This window comes from Polaribacter sp. Asnod6-C07 (assembly GCF_045063625.1).
Lineage (GTDB): Bacteria > Bacteroidota > Bacteroidia > Flavobacteriales > Flavobacteriaceae > Polaribacter > Polaribacter vadi_A.
Genome location: NZ_JBEFOF010000005.1, coordinates 975,412 through 995,264 on the forward strand (window position 1 = coordinate 975,412; position 19,853 = coordinate 995,264).

At 32.7% G+C, this 19,853-nt stretch carries 11 protein-coding genes; all 11 read right to left on the reverse strand.

The genetic code is table 11. The annotated features are described in order from the left end of the window. Position 1: 1 nt before the first annotated feature. The 11 genes from ACJJVK_RS04030 to ACJJVK_RS04080 all read right to left on the reverse strand — a co-directional run bounded on the left by ACJJVK_RS04030 (position 2) and on the right by ACJJVK_RS04080 (position 19,841). Positions 2–2,542 (reverse strand): GH116 family glycosyl-hydrolase, encoded by a 2,541-nt coding sequence (locus ACJJVK_RS04030; RefSeq protein WP_405563444.1) that lies wholly within the window; start codon positions 2,540–2,542, stop codon positions 2–4. Beyond that, the gene (locus tag ACJJVK_RS04035; RefSeq protein ID WP_405563447.1) at positions 2,539–4,107 is read right to left on the reverse strand and encodes a ThuA domain-containing protein; all 1,569 of its coding nucleotides are present in this window, start codon (positions 4,105–4,107) and stop codon (positions 2,539–2,541) included. Before ACJJVK_RS04035 ends, ACJJVK_RS04030 begins: the two co-directional genes overlap by 4 nt. 30 nt (positions 4,108–4,137) lie before the next feature. Continuing rightward, entirely contained in the window at positions 4,138–5,277 is a 1,140-nt protein-coding gene (locus ACJJVK_RS04040) for a lactonase family protein (RefSeq protein WP_405563450.1), read from the reverse strand. Between the two features lie 28 nt (positions 5,278–5,305). Beyond that, positions 5,306–6,997, reverse strand: coding sequence for a T9SS type A sorting domain-containing protein (locus ACJJVK_RS04045; RefSeq protein WP_405563453.1), 1,692 nt, complete (start codon positions 6,995–6,997; stop codon positions 5,306–5,308). Positions 6,998–7,045: 48 nt separating this feature from the next. After that, positions 7,046–7,441, reverse strand: coding sequence for a T9SS type A sorting domain-containing protein (locus tag ACJJVK_RS04050; protein ID WP_405563456.1), 396 nt, complete (start codon positions 7,439–7,441; stop codon positions 7,046–7,048). A gap of 161 nt (positions 7,442–7,602) precedes the next feature. Then, positions 7,603–8,640, reverse strand: a complete 1,038-nt coding sequence (locus tag ACJJVK_RS04055; protein ID WP_405563459.1) for a family 43 glycosylhydrolase — start codon at positions 8,638–8,640, stop codon at positions 7,603–7,605. A 4-nt stretch (positions 8,641–8,644) separates the two neighbouring features. Beyond that, positions 8,645–11,218, reverse strand: coding sequence for a GH116 family glycosyl-hydrolase (locus ACJJVK_RS04060; protein WP_405563462.1), 2,574 nt, complete (start codon positions 11,216–11,218; stop codon positions 8,645–8,647). A 1-nt stretch (position 11,219) separates the two neighbouring features. After that, the gene (locus ACJJVK_RS04065; protein ID WP_405563465.1) at positions 11,220–13,700 is read right to left on the reverse strand and encodes a glycosyl hydrolase family 95 catalytic domain-containing protein; all 2,481 of its coding nucleotides are present in this window, start codon (positions 13,698–13,700) and stop codon (positions 11,220–11,222) included. A 2-nt stretch (positions 13,701–13,702) separates the two neighbouring features. Beyond that, positions 13,703–15,664, reverse strand: coding sequence for a Sip1-related alpha-galactosidase (locus ACJJVK_RS04070; protein ID WP_405563468.1), 1,962 nt, complete (start codon positions 15,662–15,664; stop codon positions 13,703–13,705). A gap of 195 nt (positions 15,665–15,859) precedes the next feature. Further along, positions 15,860–18,277 carry a glycosyl hydrolase family 95 catalytic domain-containing protein gene (locus ACJJVK_RS04075; RefSeq protein WP_405563471.1) on the reverse strand — a complete coding sequence of 806 codons (2,418 nt, stop codon included), beginning with the start codon at positions 18,275–18,277 and terminating at the stop codon, positions 15,860–15,862. A gap of 22 nt (positions 18,278–18,299) precedes the next feature. Further along, complete coding sequence (locus ACJJVK_RS04080) at positions 18,300–19,841, reverse strand: sulfatase-like hydrolase/transferase (protein ID WP_405563474.1); 1,542 nt, start codon at positions 19,839–19,841, stop codon at positions 18,300–18,302. Positions 19,842–19,853 lie beyond the last annotated feature (12 nt).

Genomic DNA, 19,853 nt, shown 5'->3' on the forward strand with positions numbered 1-19,853 from the left:
CTTATAATTTTATCGTGTAACTTTGGCTAGCACCTATTACTTTTTTTCTTAATTTCTTAGTTCCCATTCCTTTCAAAGTAAAACGTTTTAAGGTTATTTCTCCTGATAGAACTTTTAATACTGCTTCTTTATCTTTCACTTCACAAGTTCCCCAGCTATAACCGTTACTCCAAAAATAAGTCCCTGGATTTGAGGTAAATTCCATTGATTTTTCTACTCCTGAATAATGAAAACCTGAAGTAGCCAAAACACCTGCCCAAGCCATCATACTACGTGCATAATGGTGACCATATTCTGCTTCATTAAAAGGATTTCTTTTTTTACCATCATAACGATTTCTAATGTCTTGAATGGTTTTTAAACCTTCTTTTTCTTGACCTTCGTAAAGCATGGCTACAGCAGCTGTATGCTCAAAACCAGTCATCACTTCTGTAAAATAAGGAAAAGGTTGTTTGGGCCTTTTATTAGGATAAGCGGCCATTAACAATGCAGATTCATCTCCGTATGCATACGATCTCATAAAATTAGGATGCTTTAATAAGCTTTCACGATAGTTGTATTTTAAGATTGATTCATTTGTCTTTTTCACATTCCCCTTATCTACCAAGTATCCCAAATCTAAAATATGTGCCATGACTTGTCCTACCAACTGATCTACCAACACTCCTTCTCCTAATTGATATTGTGGATCATCGTCAACCAAACGTCTTTTTACACGAATCAATCCTTTGGCAATACTGTCTAAATGCATAGGTGGTACAATTTCTTGTACATAATATTCTCCATTAAAAAGGTTTTTATCCAAATATTTAGAACCGTTTTCATATAAGGATTTACACGTTTTAGCAAACGTTTTTTCTCCTAAATAATTGGCCATTTCTTCTGTAGCACGCAAAGCACCCAAATACCATAATCCCATTTGAGGATTAGGTCCATAATATTCTACATCCATAGTATTGTGCTGACTCCCTTCCATCACTCCATCTTTATCAGGATCCCATCCGTTAGGTATCCAACAAAACTCCAAGGCTTTTTTTACATTGTCCCAGTTTTCTTTTAAAAAGTCATCATCACCAGACAATTGCCATTCACGGTAATATTTCATAATACTTCCCATTTGTCCATCGGCAGCTGCCAATCCAAAACTTGTTGCTTTAGTTTTTAGTGGTAGATTAATACGATAATTCATCATTCCTCTTTTATCAATGGCATAACCAAACTCAACATTACGCATATTTTTTGCCACATCTCCAAACAAAAAGGGAATGGTTTGCTCATAATTCCAAACATGGGTACAAGTACCTGTTCCACTTCCATCATTATCTTTAATTCCTTCCCAACCTAAGTAATATCCAGATTTGGTTTTAAATGCCAATTGTGTTCTAAAGTGTGCCAAGTTAAAAAGTGCTGCTTCTTTAATAATTGCTGGAGCATCACTATGAATAAAAGCATTGACAAATGCTTTAGTTTCTTGTTCTAACTTTGGGATTCTAGCAACGTGTTTTTGAGCTACTTCCCAAGAATCTTTGTATTGATTTGCATAAAAATTACCCACATTTGCTTTGTCATTTCCCCAAGCCGGACGGTTTGGAAAATTCCATGTAATGAAAAAACGAATGACTTTTTCTTCATTAGGAGCTAAAATTGTTTTCACAGCTAAAGATCCCATATTATTTTTTTGATCTGATGTTCTTTCTTCCAAAAGTCCATCATCTGTATAATCATCCCAAAATTCTAAAGTACTATTTCCCCATTCTCCAGGTTTCCATGCTGTACGATAAGAAATTTCTTCTTGGCTATTGGTTACCATACTAAAAGTACCCCATTGCATACTTTCTTTATCAATTTCTTTATTAGCGGTGTAATGAATTCCTTTGAATTCATTTTCTTCTTTGTAAGTATTAATATTTTGATAGGATTTTCCTTCTTTACCATCAAAACCTATAAAGTTAGGAATGTTTCCTGCCAAAGAAATAGTAATGGATTGGTTACTTGTATTTTTTACCTTATAACTTAACACAACCATTGGTAAACTACTATCTTCTGTATTTCCAGGAATTAACGGATTGAATGCTCCAACTGTTACTTCTAAAGGGACTTCCTTGTCTGTTAATAAAACTTCTCCAAAAGGATATGCTGTTTGAAAAGTAGCATTTGAAAATCTTGGCAATCCATGGTTTGGAGCTCTAGAACCATAATATCCTTCATCATATTTAACAGGTACAGGCCCTTCTAAAAGCAAAGCCTTTCCCTTTTTTTGTGCTTCTTTATAATAAATAGAAAAAAACGGTGCTCTATTAATCACAGCAACTCCTGCGTATTTTGGAGTAAATCCCTTAGCTGGGCGACTCATAATTTCCCAATCTTCTAGCGCACCTCTCCCCGTTAATGAAATAGTTCCAGTTCCAATCCCCCCTACTGGCATGGCTATTCTATCTGTATGGTTTTGATCATAAGACTTTAAAACAGGCCATGTATTTTCCTGAGCATTTGATTGAACTAACACAAAAAGTAATACGACCAAAAGATGCATCTTTTTCATTTTATTATATTATATGTATTCATTAAATATTTTTTTACGCTTTTAAACTCATCGTTTAACAATGGCTTTTCATAAATTAAAAACCTTGCAATTTCTCCATCAAAAGATTCATGTCCTGGATGGTTGGTCGCATTTCTCTCCTGACCAATGGCCATTTTAGATGGATTTGCTTTTGTATTTACCGGAAAAACATCTTCTGCTATAGGAGTTACTGAATTTATAAACAATTCCATTTTTGATTTGTCAGTACCAGCTTCCATTCTTCCCATAACCAAATAATATCTTGATGTTTCTAATTCTTCTAGACTTATTACATGCGGACTATTTTGATGCCACAAACCTTTACCCAAAGCATTTCTAGCTCCCATCCAAACTTGATTTGTATCGCTCAATCCTGCCCAAAAACCTTCATAACTTCCTTGCTTATCAACATTGGTGTTTCGTAGGTTTCCAAAAAAAGAATTAACTCCAGGTTTTCCTAGTACTTGTTCATAAACCGATATTACCGCAAACCATGTATAACCACTTCCGGTAGTTAAATGATCAAAAGCATCTTCTTGATGATTTACCAATTCCTGACGATGAAACACAACACTATTGTGCCCATTTAGTTCAGCAACATTCATTTTTAATCTTGGCATACCAGAACCTGGTATTTTTCTTCCTTTATTCTGTTTGTCAAAAGATTGAACAACATTGTTTTTAACACTATTTTTCCATGAACTCACTCTATTTCCTTTTTCTAGAGTAATCCCTTCATCTGGATTTAAATCAACCATCAGCCCATTTTTAACGGGAAGCACTAACTCCTTTTCTCTTTTTCCTGATGCCCAAATAATTCCACCCTCTACTAGCTTTTGATAGTTTGGATTTCTATAAATCTCAATTGTATGACCTAAAGATGTAAAAAATGAACGACCTCCATCATAATATTGGTACCAAGTAAAAGGGTGATCTCCTCTCATTTTTGCATTTCCTTCATAAGAATTCTCATCTAAAGACAATAATACATTCACTTTTCCCCTAGGATTGTAAGAAAATGTATGCCACTCATCTTTAACCAACCATTCCTTAGGTAAATGACTAGTGGCTAAGTGATTGTGATTTTCCACCAATAATTTGGCCTTTTGTACTTTAGGATGTTTTTCTAATCGTGTTCCTATCAAGTTTTCATACCAATCTTGAAACTCTTTGTTTTCTTTCCAAATAGCTCCTGCGCAATGAATTCCTACAAAACCTCCTCCTCTTTTTATATAATTTTGAAGCGCTTCGTATTGCACTTTTGAAAAAATAGCTCCTTTATTTCCACAATTATTATTAAAAACAATGACATCAAAAGACTCTAAATTTTTAGTTGTGATGTACGCAGTATCTTTAGATGTTACTACTTGCCAATGATTGATTTTTCCTATATCCTCAATCATTTGCAGGCCTACTTCTTTAGACTTGTGTTGAAACCCGTTATCTGCCTGAAAATTAAGCACCCTTATTTTATGTTGTGCACTAAAATTTTGTACACAACATAGATATAAAAGTAAAAGACAAATGATTTTTTTAGATTTCATTATTTAATTTTCTATAAACTTTATTTTTTCTTAAAACTTTAAACAAGCAGGCATACTTATTTCTACTCGATACTCTGTTAATGACAACATACCATCCTTATCTACTTTAAAAACAATAATATCCTTCCCATACTGATTGGCAACTAATAAAAATTGACCATCAGGTGACAAAGTGAAATTTCTAGGTTGATTGATTCCTTCAGTTAAGTGTCCTTTGAGTTCCAATTTTCCAAAGGGTAAAACCTTAAACACAGAAATACAATGATATCCTTTTTGATGTCCTCTATTAGAAGTGTATAAGTATTTTCCATCTGGAGATACATGAATATCCGCAGCTGTACTTCTTCCTTCTATTCCATCAGGTAATAAATTTTGTTTGTCTACTACACTAAAAGTTCCATCCTCTTTAGGCGTTAAAGCCCAAACAACACTACTGATTTCTCCCACTACATACCATAAATTCTTGTTAGGATGTTTTGCCATATGTCTTGGTCCATCTCCAGGATTCATTTTTAAGGCTATCTTACCAGCAGTTGGCAATCCTTCTTTTATTGGATATGAAATAATTTCATCTGTTCCTAAATCTGGCACATAAATATATTTCTCATCTTTTGAAAAATAAGTACTGTGTGGATGTGGCACTTTTTGTCTAAAATGCACACTAGAACCTTGATGTTTGAATGATGATAACTTTGTTAAACGATTATTCTCTACTTTATAAACTACAATACTTCCCTGCCTATAATTGGCAACTGAAACCAATGTTTCATCATTATTTAAAGTGACATGGCAAGTAGTAGATCCTTCGGTTTCAATTTCTTGTTGTAATTGATAACGACCATTGTTCTCTTTATTAAAAACACTTAATTTACCAGTATCAATTTCACTTACGGCATAAATTTTTTCTCTATTCTTTGTTACACTTATAAACGAAGGTTGTTCTGCATTAACTATAAAACCTAAGTTTGTTATAGCCCCTGTTTTAGGGTTAAAATCCGCTTGATAAATTCCCTCACTAGTTCCTTTTGTATAAGTTCCTATGGTTAAAGGAATTGTTTTATCATCTATATTGATAAATGTTCCTTGTTTTTCTGTCTTTTTAGAAACAGAACAACTAGTACTTATAATTAATAAGCTAAAAATTATTAATGTGAGAAATTTATTAAACATCACTTTCTATTTTTTATTTTAACAAAGTCTAATCTTTAATAAATTTATACGCAACTTGTTTATCTTCATCAGTAATTACTTGTAAAATATACATGCCTGATGAAAGATTAGAAACATCTATTTTTTTAATTTTATCTGAACCTTTTTTTAGAACACTACCTGTTAAACTGATTATTTTATAATCTTTAATCGTTTTACTTAACATTAATTCGTTTTGAACAGGATTCTTTAAAATTGTTAAATCAATTAACTCTAAATCTGTTGTTGACAAAGCATCTTCAGATACATTAAAAGTAAAAACATTGATACTATTTTCTTTAAGCTCTGCATCAAATGAAGTAGAAGATGTTGGTGTAAAAGTAGCATCAGCTCCTTCTATATTTACAGTTCCTGCTGAAACAGAACCAGAATTCCAATACTTATGTTCAACATTACCATCTATAAAACTATTTAATAAATTAATTTTAAAAGACGGATAATCTACTGTAGCTAAACTTGGAGACGTAAAATTCATCACCCAAAGAATTACCTTATTACCTTTACGAAAAGCCATTTTTGTAACACCTCCATATTGAGTAGCTGAATATTCTCCACCAATTACGTTTTCTGAAGTAGAAGTTATATACTTACTATCTAAAACATTGTTTGTAAAATGTTTTGCAATATAATACCCCATAAGCCTTTGGGCAGTTCCACCCCATTTCCAATAAATAGAACGGATTTCACTATTTGTACCTCTTGACCAAATTTCGAACATTATTTCTCCACTTACACCAGATTGATAAAGTACTGCTCTTTGCGCATATCTAAAAATAGGTGGTTCTTCTCCATCTAAGGTTCCTGCTCCAGTAATGGTTTCATCTTGATATAATTTTTTTCCCATAGCATTGGCTATCGCTACGTTTTGTGGCCATTCTACTTCTGGAGTATCGTTAGAAGCGTATTCATGATTAGAAAAACCTCCATAAAGATCTTTAGTACCTAAATTATTAACACCATTCATAAACCCTCTACCTGCAGCCATACTCCAAGAAGCAGAATCATTAATCAATGGCATTGTAATATTTCTAGCAGCACATTCATCTTTTAATTTAAGAATAATATCTCTAGATTTCTCTGCATTAATATAACCATTCCATTCTTTTACTGTAGAAAGTGTGTGAATAGGTACATTGTTAGCTTCCATATATTCTAAATAATCTGCTAAAAAAACAGCCCATTTATCTGTATCTACTATTGCTTGACTAGGATTACTTGCGTTAAAGTTTTTAACAATCCAATCTGGCATATTACTATTACTTCCATAGCCATCATAATCAGATTTTAAGGTTGCCCAAAACTTAATGTTTGGATTTACCGCTTTTACTTCTTGCATTGTAGCTATTTGCCTGTCATAAAACGCCCAGTTTTTAGTACCCTCTGTAGATTCTTGATTTTTATCGAATTGTACCCTGCAATAATTATATTTTATATCTCCAAACCCCCATTGAATTACATCTTCTTTGTTTTTAACTGTAAATTGTACAACCTTGGAGCTTCGTTCCATATCACCACCAATTATATCAATTGTTTGTTTGTAGTCAGAAGTATTTATTATTATTGATTGAGCATCTGTAGATGTGCAACTAAAACACAAAACAAACAATAAGTAATATATTTTTTTAATACTTATTGATAATTTTGATGATACTGGTTTTTTATTAGAATAAAAGCTAAGCATTATATATAGTTTTAAATTAATTTAATTTTATTGTTATAAATATTTTCTCTATTGAACAATTAATTTAAAAGTTCGATACTCATCTGACACCAAAACCCTTACTAAATAAAGACCTTCTGTTATTAGTGAATTTAATTTTAAATCTATTTTATTGTTATAAATATTTATTTCATCATTAAGAATAGTTTTCCCTATTAAATTTAAAATTTGAATTTTAGCTATTTTTGCTGTGTTATTGCTACCAAAATTTATAGTTACTTGCCCTTCTGTAACAGGGTTAGGATATATATTAACTACCCATTTAATAATAGAATCTCTATTTGTAGCCACATTTTGTAAATTTCCTGCACTTCGTTCCCTATCTGCTCCCATCATAAATATATATTGTCTTGTATCGTTAGCATCTATAGATATAGACTGACTATAGGTAAAATTGACAAACATAACTGTGAGTAAAAAAAGTAATGTAATTTTACTCTTTTTCGAACAACTAAAAACTTCTATTCGAATACTTTTAAACATAATTAAAGTTTTATTGATTATTCAGTTTTTATCTTTATGTTAAACTGACATCAGCCAATTCATTTATTATTTCTTACTATTATTTACAAATCCATATTTTTAATTTCATATCTAAATAAATGTGCTTCTCCTTTACTTTGTCTCATGCAAATTCCCCAACTAGGTACTTCACTTGAAGTATTTCCATTTTCTAAATGTGGTCTGTATAAACCTGGAGCCATTGGAATTTTAGTTAAGTTTTCTGCTAGAGGAGAAAAATCTAAACCATCTTTTGCCCAATGAATTGACTTGCTCAAAGAAGTTAATGAAGCTATCCCTCCATTTTGATTCCAAATCATCACTTCATGCCCATTTTCTACCAATGGATGTGCATATTTTGTAAATGGTCCTATTGGATTTTCTGCCATAGCTACTCCCATTTGAGTACGTTTAGGTCCTTCTTTTCCATGCTCTATACATCTTCCTTTGTAATACAACCATATTTTTCCATCTTTAACCAGCATACTTGCATCATCTACTCTATAACTATCAAAATCAGACGACACCTCACTATGAGCTATTACAATATTATTTTTAGGTCTTTTAAAAGGTCCATCAGGGCTATCAGCAACCGCAATTCCAATAGCTGTATAATCTGTAGTATGGTTACCTTCAAACTTCTTATTAGGGTTTCCTGGAGTAGGTTGTACACCTGTATAATACATATAATATTTTCCTTTATACCCTAATATGTTTGGAGTAAAAACAGAATGACTATCAAAAGTTCCCTCTTCTCCTAAACCAAGTGCCATTCCTTGCTCTTGCCAAGTATGACCTTCGTCTTCGGAAGTAGCATACCAAATGGTTCCCCAATAACCAGATCTTACAGGCTTATCCATACGAGTATACCAGATATAATATTTGTTCCCTACTTTAATAACATCACTGGGGTCTCTTCTATTATATTTTGATGTTTTTCCTATTCCTTCTATTTCTGAATATGAAAAACTTACTTCTTTTGTACTCTGAACTTCTTGATAATCTTCTGTTTTTTTTGATTGGCTGCTTCCACATGCACTTACTAATATGGTAGCTACCATTATTGTTAAATAAGTAAATGCTATTTTTATATGATTTTTCATTATTTTATAGTTTAATTTTAATTGTATTTCCAGAATTTATAGTCTTATTTTTCAGGTTTTTAGTTCCGATTTTGTCTAAAGAAAATTGATTTAAAGTTAAATTCCCTGAAAGTACTGTTAGCTCAGCTTCTTTATCTTTTACCATACAAGTTCCATAACTATAACCATTACTCCAGAAATAAGTTCCGGGTTTAGAGGTAAAACTCATCGATTTCTCTACAGCAGAGTATTGAAATTTAGTCATTGCTAAAATACCTGCCCAAGCCATCATACTACGTGCGTAATGATGTCCTGCTTCTGCTTCATCAAAAGGACTTCTTTTTTTTCCATCATAACGATCTCTAATATTACGTATCGTTTTTAATCCATCTTCTGTTAAACCTTCTTGTAACATTCCAACAGCAGCTGTATATTCAAAACCTGTCATTACTTCTGTATAATATGGAAATGGTTTGTCTGGTCTTCCATTAGGGTAAGCAGCCATTAGCAACGCAGATTCATCACCCAATGCATAAGAACGATGGAAATTAGCATGAGAAGTCATATTCTCTACGTAATTGTATTTCATAACAGATTCCAAAGTTTTTTTGACATTTTCTTCTTTTCCTAAATATCCTAAACCTACCAAATGAGCAAACACTTGTCCCACCAATTGATCTACCAAAACTCCGTTTCCTAATTGAAAATCTGGTGAGGTCAAATCAATTCCTTTGTTAGAAGTAACATGCATTAAAGATTTAGCTACATTATCTTCAGACATTGGTGGCTCTATATGTTGTTCGTAATATTCGCCATTGAATAAATTTTCATCCATCCATTGTGATCCTTTCTTGTATAAATTTTTACAAGTTTTAGCAAATTTCTTTTCTCCTAAATAATTAGCCATTTCTTCTGAAGCTCTCAACGCTCCTAAATACCAAAAACCCATTTGCGGATTAGGACCAAAATATTCTACATCCATGGTATTGTGTTGAGAACCTTCCATTACTCCATCTTTATTAGCATCCCATCCTCCAGGAATCCAACAAAACTCTAAAGTTTTTTTAACCATAGGCCAATGTTTTTCTAAAAAAGCATCATCCCCAGACAACTGCCATTCTCTATAAAACTTCATAATAGCTCCCATTTGTCCATCAGCAGCAGCTTTTCCCCATTTTTGTCCTTGTTCTAAGGGTAAATACACTCTAAAACTCATCATTCCTTCATCATCTGTAGCGTATTGATATTCTACATCACGCATAGTTTTTGCCAATTCACCAAACAAAAATGCGGTCGTTTGTTCGTAATTCCAAACATGTGTACAAGAACCAAAACAAGAACCTCTATCATCAAAAAGTCCTTCCCAACCTAGTAAGTGTCCACTCTTAATTCTAAAAGCCAACTGCGTTCTTAAATGTGCTAAATTGAACAATGAAGATTCTTTTACCTCTTCAGGTAAGTCACTATTAATAAGAGAATTGACAAAGGTTTTGGTGTTATTTTCTAATTCGTTTAAACGAGGAATGGTTTTAGAAATCACATCCCAAGAATCTTTGTATTGTGTTGTATAATAATTTCCAACTGTAGCTTTTATATACTTTTGAAAACCTGGTTTATCCCAAGTTTGTCTGTTAGGAAAATGCCAACTGATTAAAAAACGAAATGTTTTTTCTTCTCCTGGTTTTAAGGTGTTTTTTACAGCCAAAGATCCCATAGGAGCATTTGCTTGGTCATTTACTCTTTTTTCTAATACACCATCTTCGCTGAAATCATCCCAAAAATCTAATCTTTTTTTATCCCATCTACTTGTCTTTTTTTGCCATGCTGTTCTGTATGTTGTTTGTCCTTTGTTTAAAGACACAAAACTCATGGTTCCCCATTGTTCACTTTTAGGATCTACACCATTACTTGTGTAATGGATTCCTTTTACGCCATCTTCTTCTCTAATAGTATTTAGGTTCTTTATGGCTTTTCCTCTGTTCCCGTCAAAACCAATAAAGTTTTGAATGGTTCCTGAAAGTGATACTGTAATATCCTTATTACTAGTATTTTTAACTTTATAGTTCAAAACCGCCATAGGAATACTACTGTCATCTATATTTCCTGGGACTAATGAATTGTATGCTCCTACCACAACATCTACAGGCAACGCATCATCGCTCAAAAAAACTTGACCAAAAGGATAGGCTGTTTTAAAAGATGCATTACTAAAACGTGGCAATCCATGATTGTTAGAGACTGCCCCTAATGCACCTTCGTATGAAGTTTCTGTTTGCATCCCTTCTAACAAACGTGTTTGTTTATTTCCATTTCCATCCTCAATATAAATAGCGAAAAATGGCCCTTTTTTCTTTACAGGCCCCCAATTTTCTAAAGTAGGATTAAAACCTTTAGCTGGACGATTCATAATCTCCCAATCTTCTAAAGAACCTCTACCTGTTAAAGAAATGGTTCCTGTACCTAATCCGCCCACAGGCATTTTTATTTTTTGAATATGCTCTTGATCGTAGGTTTTTAATACAGGCCAATCTTTACTTTCTTGAGCATTTAAAACGCTTACTGTAATTAAACAGATAACTTTGGTAAATAAATTTTTCATGCTATTTATTTTTATGATTTGTATTCCAAATTATTGAGTCTCCTTTTTTTAATGAAAACACTTGACTTAATTTTCCTTGATAATAAACTCTAAACTTCCCAGTTGTTTTGGCATGAATTGTTGCATTAACCAATTCATCATTCTTCCATTCTATATCAACTTCAAAACCTCCACGAGCTCTCAAACCTTTTATATTTCCATTTTTCCATGCCGATGGTAATGCAGGTAATAAGTGTAAAATATATGGTGCATTGGCAATAGTTTCTTTTGGAGTAACAGGAATAAATTGCTTGTTGTTTTCTGATTTTTTTTGATAAGCAACAAAAGCAGCTTCTTCTATATTTTCTGCTTTGTTATTTACACTTCTTAAGTGACTTTGCAACAACATTTCGCATACTCCAGCAGTTCCACCAAAATTTCCATCAATTTGGAAAGGCGGATGAAAATCAAACAAATTAGTATACGTTCTTTTGGCTGTTAAAAATTGATAAAACTGATACGCTTTATCTCCATTTTGTAACCTTGCCCAAAAATTAGTTTTCCATGCAGTACTCCAACCTGTAGAAATATCACCTCGATGTTTCATAGTAACCAAAGCAGCTTCTGATAATTCTGGAGTGGTTAAAGGTGAGAAATCTCTTCCTGGATGTAGAGCTATTAAATGTGAAATATGCCTGTGGTGATCATCTGGTCGATCCCAATCTTCTGGCCATTCTTGTACCTGTCCATATTGCCCTATTTTTTGAGGGCACAGTTTAGGTATTGTTTGTTGCAAATTTTTTCTAAACCTTGCATCTTTATTTAAAACTACAGAAGCTTCTATACAATCTGTAAATAAATTCAATATTAACTGTTGCTCGTAAGAAGCACCGTAAGCTTGTTTATTTAATTTACCGTGTTCTTTTAGCAAATAAGCATTTTCTGGAGACCAAGTTGGATATGCAATCAAAGTACCATCTTTCCATGGATCTAAAAAGGCTAAATAAAACTCAGCCGCTCCTTTTAAAACAGGATAAATTTCTTCTAAATATTTTTTGTCTTGATTAAAAGCATAATGTTCAAATAAATTCTGGCACAACCATGCTCCTGATTGTTGCATACGTCTTCCGTGAACGTTTGGAGCAGCAAATCCAAACACATTACTATTTAAGCCTGTACTCCAACCTTTATCTATACCAAAAGTTTGTTTTGCTACATGTTTTCCAGATTGTGCTAATACTTTTAACCACTCTGCATAAGGTGAAAAAGACTCAGGTAAATTAGCTGTTTCTACCATCCAATAATTCATAGCTACATTAATATCTGTATGATAATCAGCATTCCAAGCTGGTTTTAAATGCCCATTCCACAAACCTTGTAAATTCGATGGCACTGGTGCAGATCTAGAAGAACTTAACTGTAAATATCTTGCATAATTAAAATATAGATTTTCTAATTCAAGGCTAGAACCTTGTGCTATCAATTTATCTGTTGTTAACCCTGCAGATTTATAATCTAAATTAAACTGACAACGATTCATTAATGCTGACACATCTTTTTGATGATTTTTCTTTAATTCATCATATCCTAATTGAGTAGCCTCTTTCATTTTTATTTCAGCATCAGCTATAAAATCTCGACCTTTAAATGATGGATATTTTGGTAAGTAATCTGTATAAGCAGTAATGAAAATCTTAACATCATTTGCGTTTTTTATATGGATAGAACCATCTTTATTTGCTTTTAAAATAGCATCACCTGCATCTATCCAAACTCTTTGCTGAAATTGAATAGGATCTTTTTCCATAGCAGCTTCTGCGTTCAATACAATTTGATTTCCTTCCGCATTTAATCCCGTAATTTTATGCAAGGTATTCGTCTCAACCGTTAAATCTAAATCAGCTTGTTGAGCTGTATAACGAATTACCATTACGTCATTTGGGTAACTGCAAAAAAACTCTCTAGTAAAATGACTTTTTCCAATAGTATAACTAACAGTTCCTACACCAGATTTAATATCTAAAGAACGTTGGTAATTAGTCACATCCTTTTTTTGATGTCCTGTATTGATATATACATCTGTAAAAGGAGCGTAATTTCCTAAAGGTTGATGACTACTTAAATATTTGGTAGACATACCCTCCATACTGTTTTCTGAAGTTCCGTAACGTCCATTTCTATAAGCATCTCTAACTTTCTCAAAATTTTTATAAGCTCCTATTCTAGTTCCAGATTGTGCTACTGAATCTAATCCACGCTTACTATTCATCCACAAAGTAATGTCATTTAGCATGATATGTTCTTCGGCAATTCCTCCAGAAAACATTGCTCCAAGTCTTCCGTTTCCCAAAGGCAAAGCTTCTTGCATATAGCCATTTTTTTTGTAGTCTTTTCTTTGAGTTTCTGTAAATTCACTCGCAGGCTTATCATAACTCAATAAAAATTGGGCATGTGATGGTATACTTGCAAAAATCAACAATAATAAAGTGATGATAGTTTTCATAATTACAATTCTTTTTTATGAATAATATATATGCTATTTTCGGCTTGTTTTATCAAGTTACCTTTCCATAAACCATTTCCTACATCTGTGAATTCAAAATTTTCTGAAACAGGAGTTTTTCCATGAGACCACAACAATAAAGTTCCATCCTCTATCATTCTAATCTTTAAACTTTCTTGACTTATAGCTTCTAACTCATAAGTAGCTGCAGATAAATATTTGTCAGGTCTACCAATTACAGCCCACCCTTCTTTGATAGGATTTAACAAAAGAAGACGTTCCTTTCTTGATGCCAATGTAAATTGATAATCATCTTTTAACACTTGTGCTGTTTCTTTGTAATAATCATACAACAAAATTCCTTCTTTAGGAGTTTCCCATAATCCATTGTATGGTTGTATCATTCCGCCAGCAAAAGCATAATCTTTTAAAGAAATTTTAGCGTTTACATCTTTATCATCTTGACTTAAATTAACAGCCATAATTGCGGCTGTTTTATTTTTTAACGGAGCAATTACGTTGAATGATTTCCCATCAACATAAGGATCTTGCATTAAACTTTCTGGCAAGGGAACTGCAGGAGCTAAAGTTCCTAAAATACGTCCATCAGCATAAGTTAAAGGCTTTAAAACAGTATCTTCAATATTTTCTGGTTCATCAGACAAATAAACAGGACCTCCAGACAAAGCTCTAGCCACTGCCATTAATCTTGCGGTTTCTTTAAAATTGGCAAAAAACATATCCTGATCTAACCAGTGTGTATGTCCTAACCAAAAAGCATTGGCAAAGTTTTGCACCAAGGTAATATCTAAACGATCTTTAGTGGTTTTATAATCTACACTTCCTCTAATTAAAGCACTGTGCTTATGATTAAAGACATTAAAATTTTGTTGTGCAATACAATTTAACAACATTAAATCTTTGTCTACACAATTTTCTTCTAAAGCAATATTGTTATAGTGTACTCCTAAAATAGCATTACTAGCTCCTGTATTGTTTCTAAAATTATCCGATTGAAAATCAACCTTAATGATATCAAAACCACTTTCTTTGGTTGCCTGAGTCATTTCATGATAAAAAGCATTGGCTCCTTCTTCTGAAATTTTAGGCATGTACATTTCTTTTTTGCCTTTAGGATTTCTCTTTACCAAGTGATCTTGTAACTCAGGTATGTTATGGTTTAATGAAAGTCCTCCAAAATAACCATTAAAGTTTCTCCAAATTCCCATCCATTTTATTTTCTCATCTTTTTGAGCAATAATAGGCTCCCAACCATTAGGAAACTTCTTTTTATCAACTCCAAAAGACAGTAATTGTCCTCCTTTATGATCTAAGTACCCATCATCAATCAACATCCATCTAAAAGGAATGGAACTTTTTTTGATGTCTTTGGCTGCATTTAAAATAATTTCTTCGTTAATTTTATGCTTGTAATGTTCCCAAGAACACCATCCTAAATACCTATAGGCTTCTGGATATGTTTTATCAGACCTCCAACTGATATTTTCTTTAACACCATTCATTTCCATAGCTTGTTCCCAAACCTGTCTTGCAGCTTTATACGGGTTTTTAGATTGTGCATAACTCATAAAAGGAACTTGCACGTTTTCTGTATCTGTTCCATAAGTAGCCATGGTGATGTATATATTGTTATCATGTACACTAAACGTATTTCCCATACGATTGGAAACTAATGGTAACAATGCTAAATATTCTCCATCCTCTTTTTGCAACATCATAAATGCTCCCAAATTAACATGGCTATCCATTCTTGGTGCTTGATGTTGATAATTGTTTAAGTCTGAAATATTATCAAACCAAAGCGGTTCTACCCTATTTCCTGCTGCTAATTTTTCTGAAAATGGACGATAGTAAATTCCTTTTTTAAACTGTGGGAGTTCTAGTTTTATTTCTGCTATAATTCCTTTTGAATCAGGCGTAAGTACTTGTTTATTTAACTGCAAAACACCTTTTGTTTTCAACTGATTTATATCTATACTATTTGGAATATTTTTAAACTGAAAACTTTGGTTCTCATTGATGCTTTTAACTGAACATGACATCAAAAAAAACGCACAAAAAATAAAAGAATATATTTTATACATGATAATAATTCATTTTTAATTTTTTACTTAATGATTAAATTCTCTACACTTTTACTATAATTGAATATCTATATTCTGACCAACTAATGTGTTAACATTTATGATTTTACTTTTGTATTTTATATTTGCAACACCACCATTCTTAGAATAAATTTGTGCTTTGGTTAATTTTCCATCTTTCCATTGAAGATCAATTACAAACCCTCCTTTAGCACACAACCCTTTTACTGCTCCATTTTTCCAATCGCTTGGCAAAGCAGGTAGTAATCTAATTTCACCAGTATGACTTTGCAATAACATTTCCGAAATTCCAGCAGTAGCTCCAAAATTGGCATCTATTTGAAAAGGCGGATGCTGACCAAACAAATTGTAGCTAATTCTTTTAGATAAAAGAGTCTTTAAACTGTTCTCTGCATTGTCTCTATCACCCAAACGTGCATACTGATTAATCAACCATGCAGAACTCCAACCTGTTGCACCTCCACCATGCTGAATTCTATAATCTAAAGATTTTTTGGCTGCTGTAGCCCATTCTGGTGTTTCATTAACATCTATTTGGAAACCAGGGTGTAATGCATATAAATGAGAAATATGTCTGTGTCCTTTTTCAATCTCTTCAAACTCTTCATTCCATTCTAATAACCTACCATCGTTTCCAATTTTAGGCCCTTGTAATTGTTGTTGAGCTTGTTTTACATGTTCTAAAAATTCATCTGTTATGTTTAATGTAGTTGCAGCGTCTATATAATTCTGAAATAATTGCCAAATAACTTGTTGATCGTGAGCAGGTGCCATACATATTTTACTAACACTACCATCAGGAGCTCTAAATTTATTTTCTGGAGAAACTGTTGGTCCTGAAATTAACTTACCTGTTTTAGCATCTGGAATTAACCAATCCATATAAAATTCAGTAGCTCCCTTTAAAACCGGAAATTCTTTCTTTAGAAATTCTTTATCTAAAGTAAAATAGTAGTGCTCCATAATATGCGTTGTTAACCATGCTCCTGCTCCTACATGCATTCCCCAATCTGATTTTTCTCCAGGTGATGTAAACCCCCAAACATTGGTTACTGGGTGAACTACCCAACCTTTAGCATTGTAATGCACTTTAGCTGTTTTTGCTCCTGGCTCTTGAAGAGAAGCCATTAAATCGAACAAAGGCAAATGCATTTCTCCTAAATTGGCAACCTCTGCCAACCAATAATTCATTTGTACGTTTACATCTGTGTGATAATCACCATTCCAAGGTGTTTGCAATTGATTTGCCCAAATACCTTGTAAATTTGCAGGCATGGTTCCTGGTCTTGAAGATGAAATCAATAAATATCGACCATATTGATAGAGCAATTCAACCAAATGTAAATCTGATTTTTCTGTTGATTTTTTAAAGTTTTTTAACCTCACATCCGTAGGAATAGTATCTAAACTGGTTGTTAATTGCAAGCTTACTCTGTTAAAGTACTTTTGATAATCTTGAGTATGTTCTTTTAAAACTTCATCGTAAGATTTTTCTTTTCCTTTTTTTAGATTTTCTGTTGTAATGGTTTTATGATCTCTACCTTTATAATTAGGATAATCTAATACATAATTGGTAGATGCTGTTAAATAAAGGATTACCTCATCAGCATTCTTTACTTCTATATAATTATCTTTATAAATTACTGTTCCGTTTTTATTTTTAGCAGACAAACGAGTTATATATTCCAAACCTTTTCCTCCTTTTCCATCAGAAAGAGCTCCTTGCATTACTAGTTGATCTTGTGTTGCCTCTGTTTGATACAATTCAGGTCTAGTTAAAGTACTTTTAAAAGAAATACTTCCTGGTACATCAGCTGTTAGTTTTACCACCATTAATTGATCTGGGTGGCTTACAAAATATTCTCTTTTATAAGTAACTTTATCTTGACTATACTGAACTCTAACCACTGCATCCTCTAAATCTAACTCTCTTTGATAATTTTGATAATCGTTCTCTTTTTCAAAATCTAACCAAAGGTCTCCTAATGTTTGGAAACATCCAAAAGGTACATTCGCTCCTTTACCATGTCCAGTACCTGCACCTATACACACTTGGGTTTGTCTTGTTAGTTCTGTTGCTTCTTTGTATTTTCCTTCAAAAAGTAATTTTCTAATTTCGGCTTGTGCTTCTAATGCTGCTGGATTGTCATTATCATCTACGCTTCCAGACCACATGGTTTCTTCATTTAACTGAATACGTTCTTTGTTTACATCTCCAAAAACCATAGCTCCAAAAGATCCATTACCCAAAGGTAATGCTTTTAACCACTCTGGATCGTCCTTATTTGGCTTTCCTAAAGGTCTTATAGGAGTTGCTTTAGCTGGTTTTTGATACCATAATTTTAAATTTGCTGTATCCTTTTCTATTTTTTTGACACATGAAGCTAATAAAAAAACAATGCTTGCTAGTAAACTTAGGTTTCTTAAAAATGATGTACTTCTTTTTATCATACTATTATGGCTATTGACTTTTTTATTTATGCTTTTTTGATTTTTTTTCTACATCTATAGAATTTTTACCAAACGTAAAAACTCCGTTCTCTAAATTACCTGCACAAGCTTTTAACATTTCTTTTTTAAGTGCCCTTACTTTTTCAGGATATTTTTGAGACAAATCATTCTCCTCTTTATAATCCTCTAGTAAATAGAACAACTCAAAAGCATTTTTAGGTACATGCGTTCTTAGTTTCCATCCATCTTTGGTAATAATGGTTGGCCCAATAAACGAAGCATATACCACAAAATCATGTTCTTTATTATTTCCTTTTCCTATTAATTCTTTATAAAACGATAGCCCATCTGTTTTTACTTTTCCTTTGTACCCTGTAATATCTGCAATGGTGGCTACAAAATCATAATTAGCCACTAACAAATCACTTGTTTTGCCTTTGGCGATTTTTTTAGGCCATCTAGCAATTAATGGTGTTTGAATACCTCCTTGCAAATTGCTTCGTTTTAAACCTGCTCTTCCTCCATTACCATCAAAAACATCACCTCCAAAATTGCTGTAAAATTTGTCTTTTAAATCATCAAAACGCACTCCTGTTTTTACATTTTTATAAGGCTTGTACACACGTCCTTCTTGAGTATAATAAATCTCGTGTCCGTTGTCTGATGTAAAAATCACTAAAGTGTTTTCATCTATCTCTAAATTTTTTAAATGTGCCATTATTTGACCCACATTATCATCTAACATTTTTACCATAGAAGCATACTCCTTTTCTATGGGAGTTAATTGCTTGTTGTTGGCAAAATCTGGATGTACAGCTGGTACTGAAACTGGACCATGTGGTAATTGTGTAGGGAAATACAAAAAGAATGGTTTCTCTTTATTTTTACTAATAAAGTTTAAAACATTATTCATAAACAAGTGTTGAGAATACACGGTTTTACCGTTCATATTCCAACGTTCTTTGTATTTTTCTGGTGTTTCATTTTCTTTGGTCTTACCAGCATCAGCATGTGTATTTCCTTCAATATATTCTACCTCTCCATTTCTGAATAAAAAAGGAGGGTAAAAACCATGTGCTCTTACATGATCTAAATATCCATAATATTCATCCCAACCATGTCTTACCATTTGTTTGTGAGACGTTGCAAAACCCCATTCTAACTTTCCAAACTGACCAGTTATATATCCTTGTTTTTGAGCTACTTCTCCTAAAAAAATGGAGCTATTATCTGGAGGTGTTAGCGTATTATCTATTTTGCTCTGAATTTGTTGATTGGTATATTTACCATTACTAATTTTTTTATAAATACCTGCTTTGGTAATTTCAAAATTATTTGGATCAGAGTCTCTTAGTCCAGAAATTAACGAAGCCCTAGAAGGTGCACATACCATACCTGAATAAGCGTTTTCAAAAGTAACGCCCTCTTTTGCTAACTGATCTATATGTGGTGTACTAATTATTTTTTGCCCATAATGACTTAAGATTCCTTTTCCTAAATCATCTGCATAAATTAAAATAATATTGGGTTGCTTATTCTGTGCATTTGTTGCAAAACAAAACATCAGCAATATTAA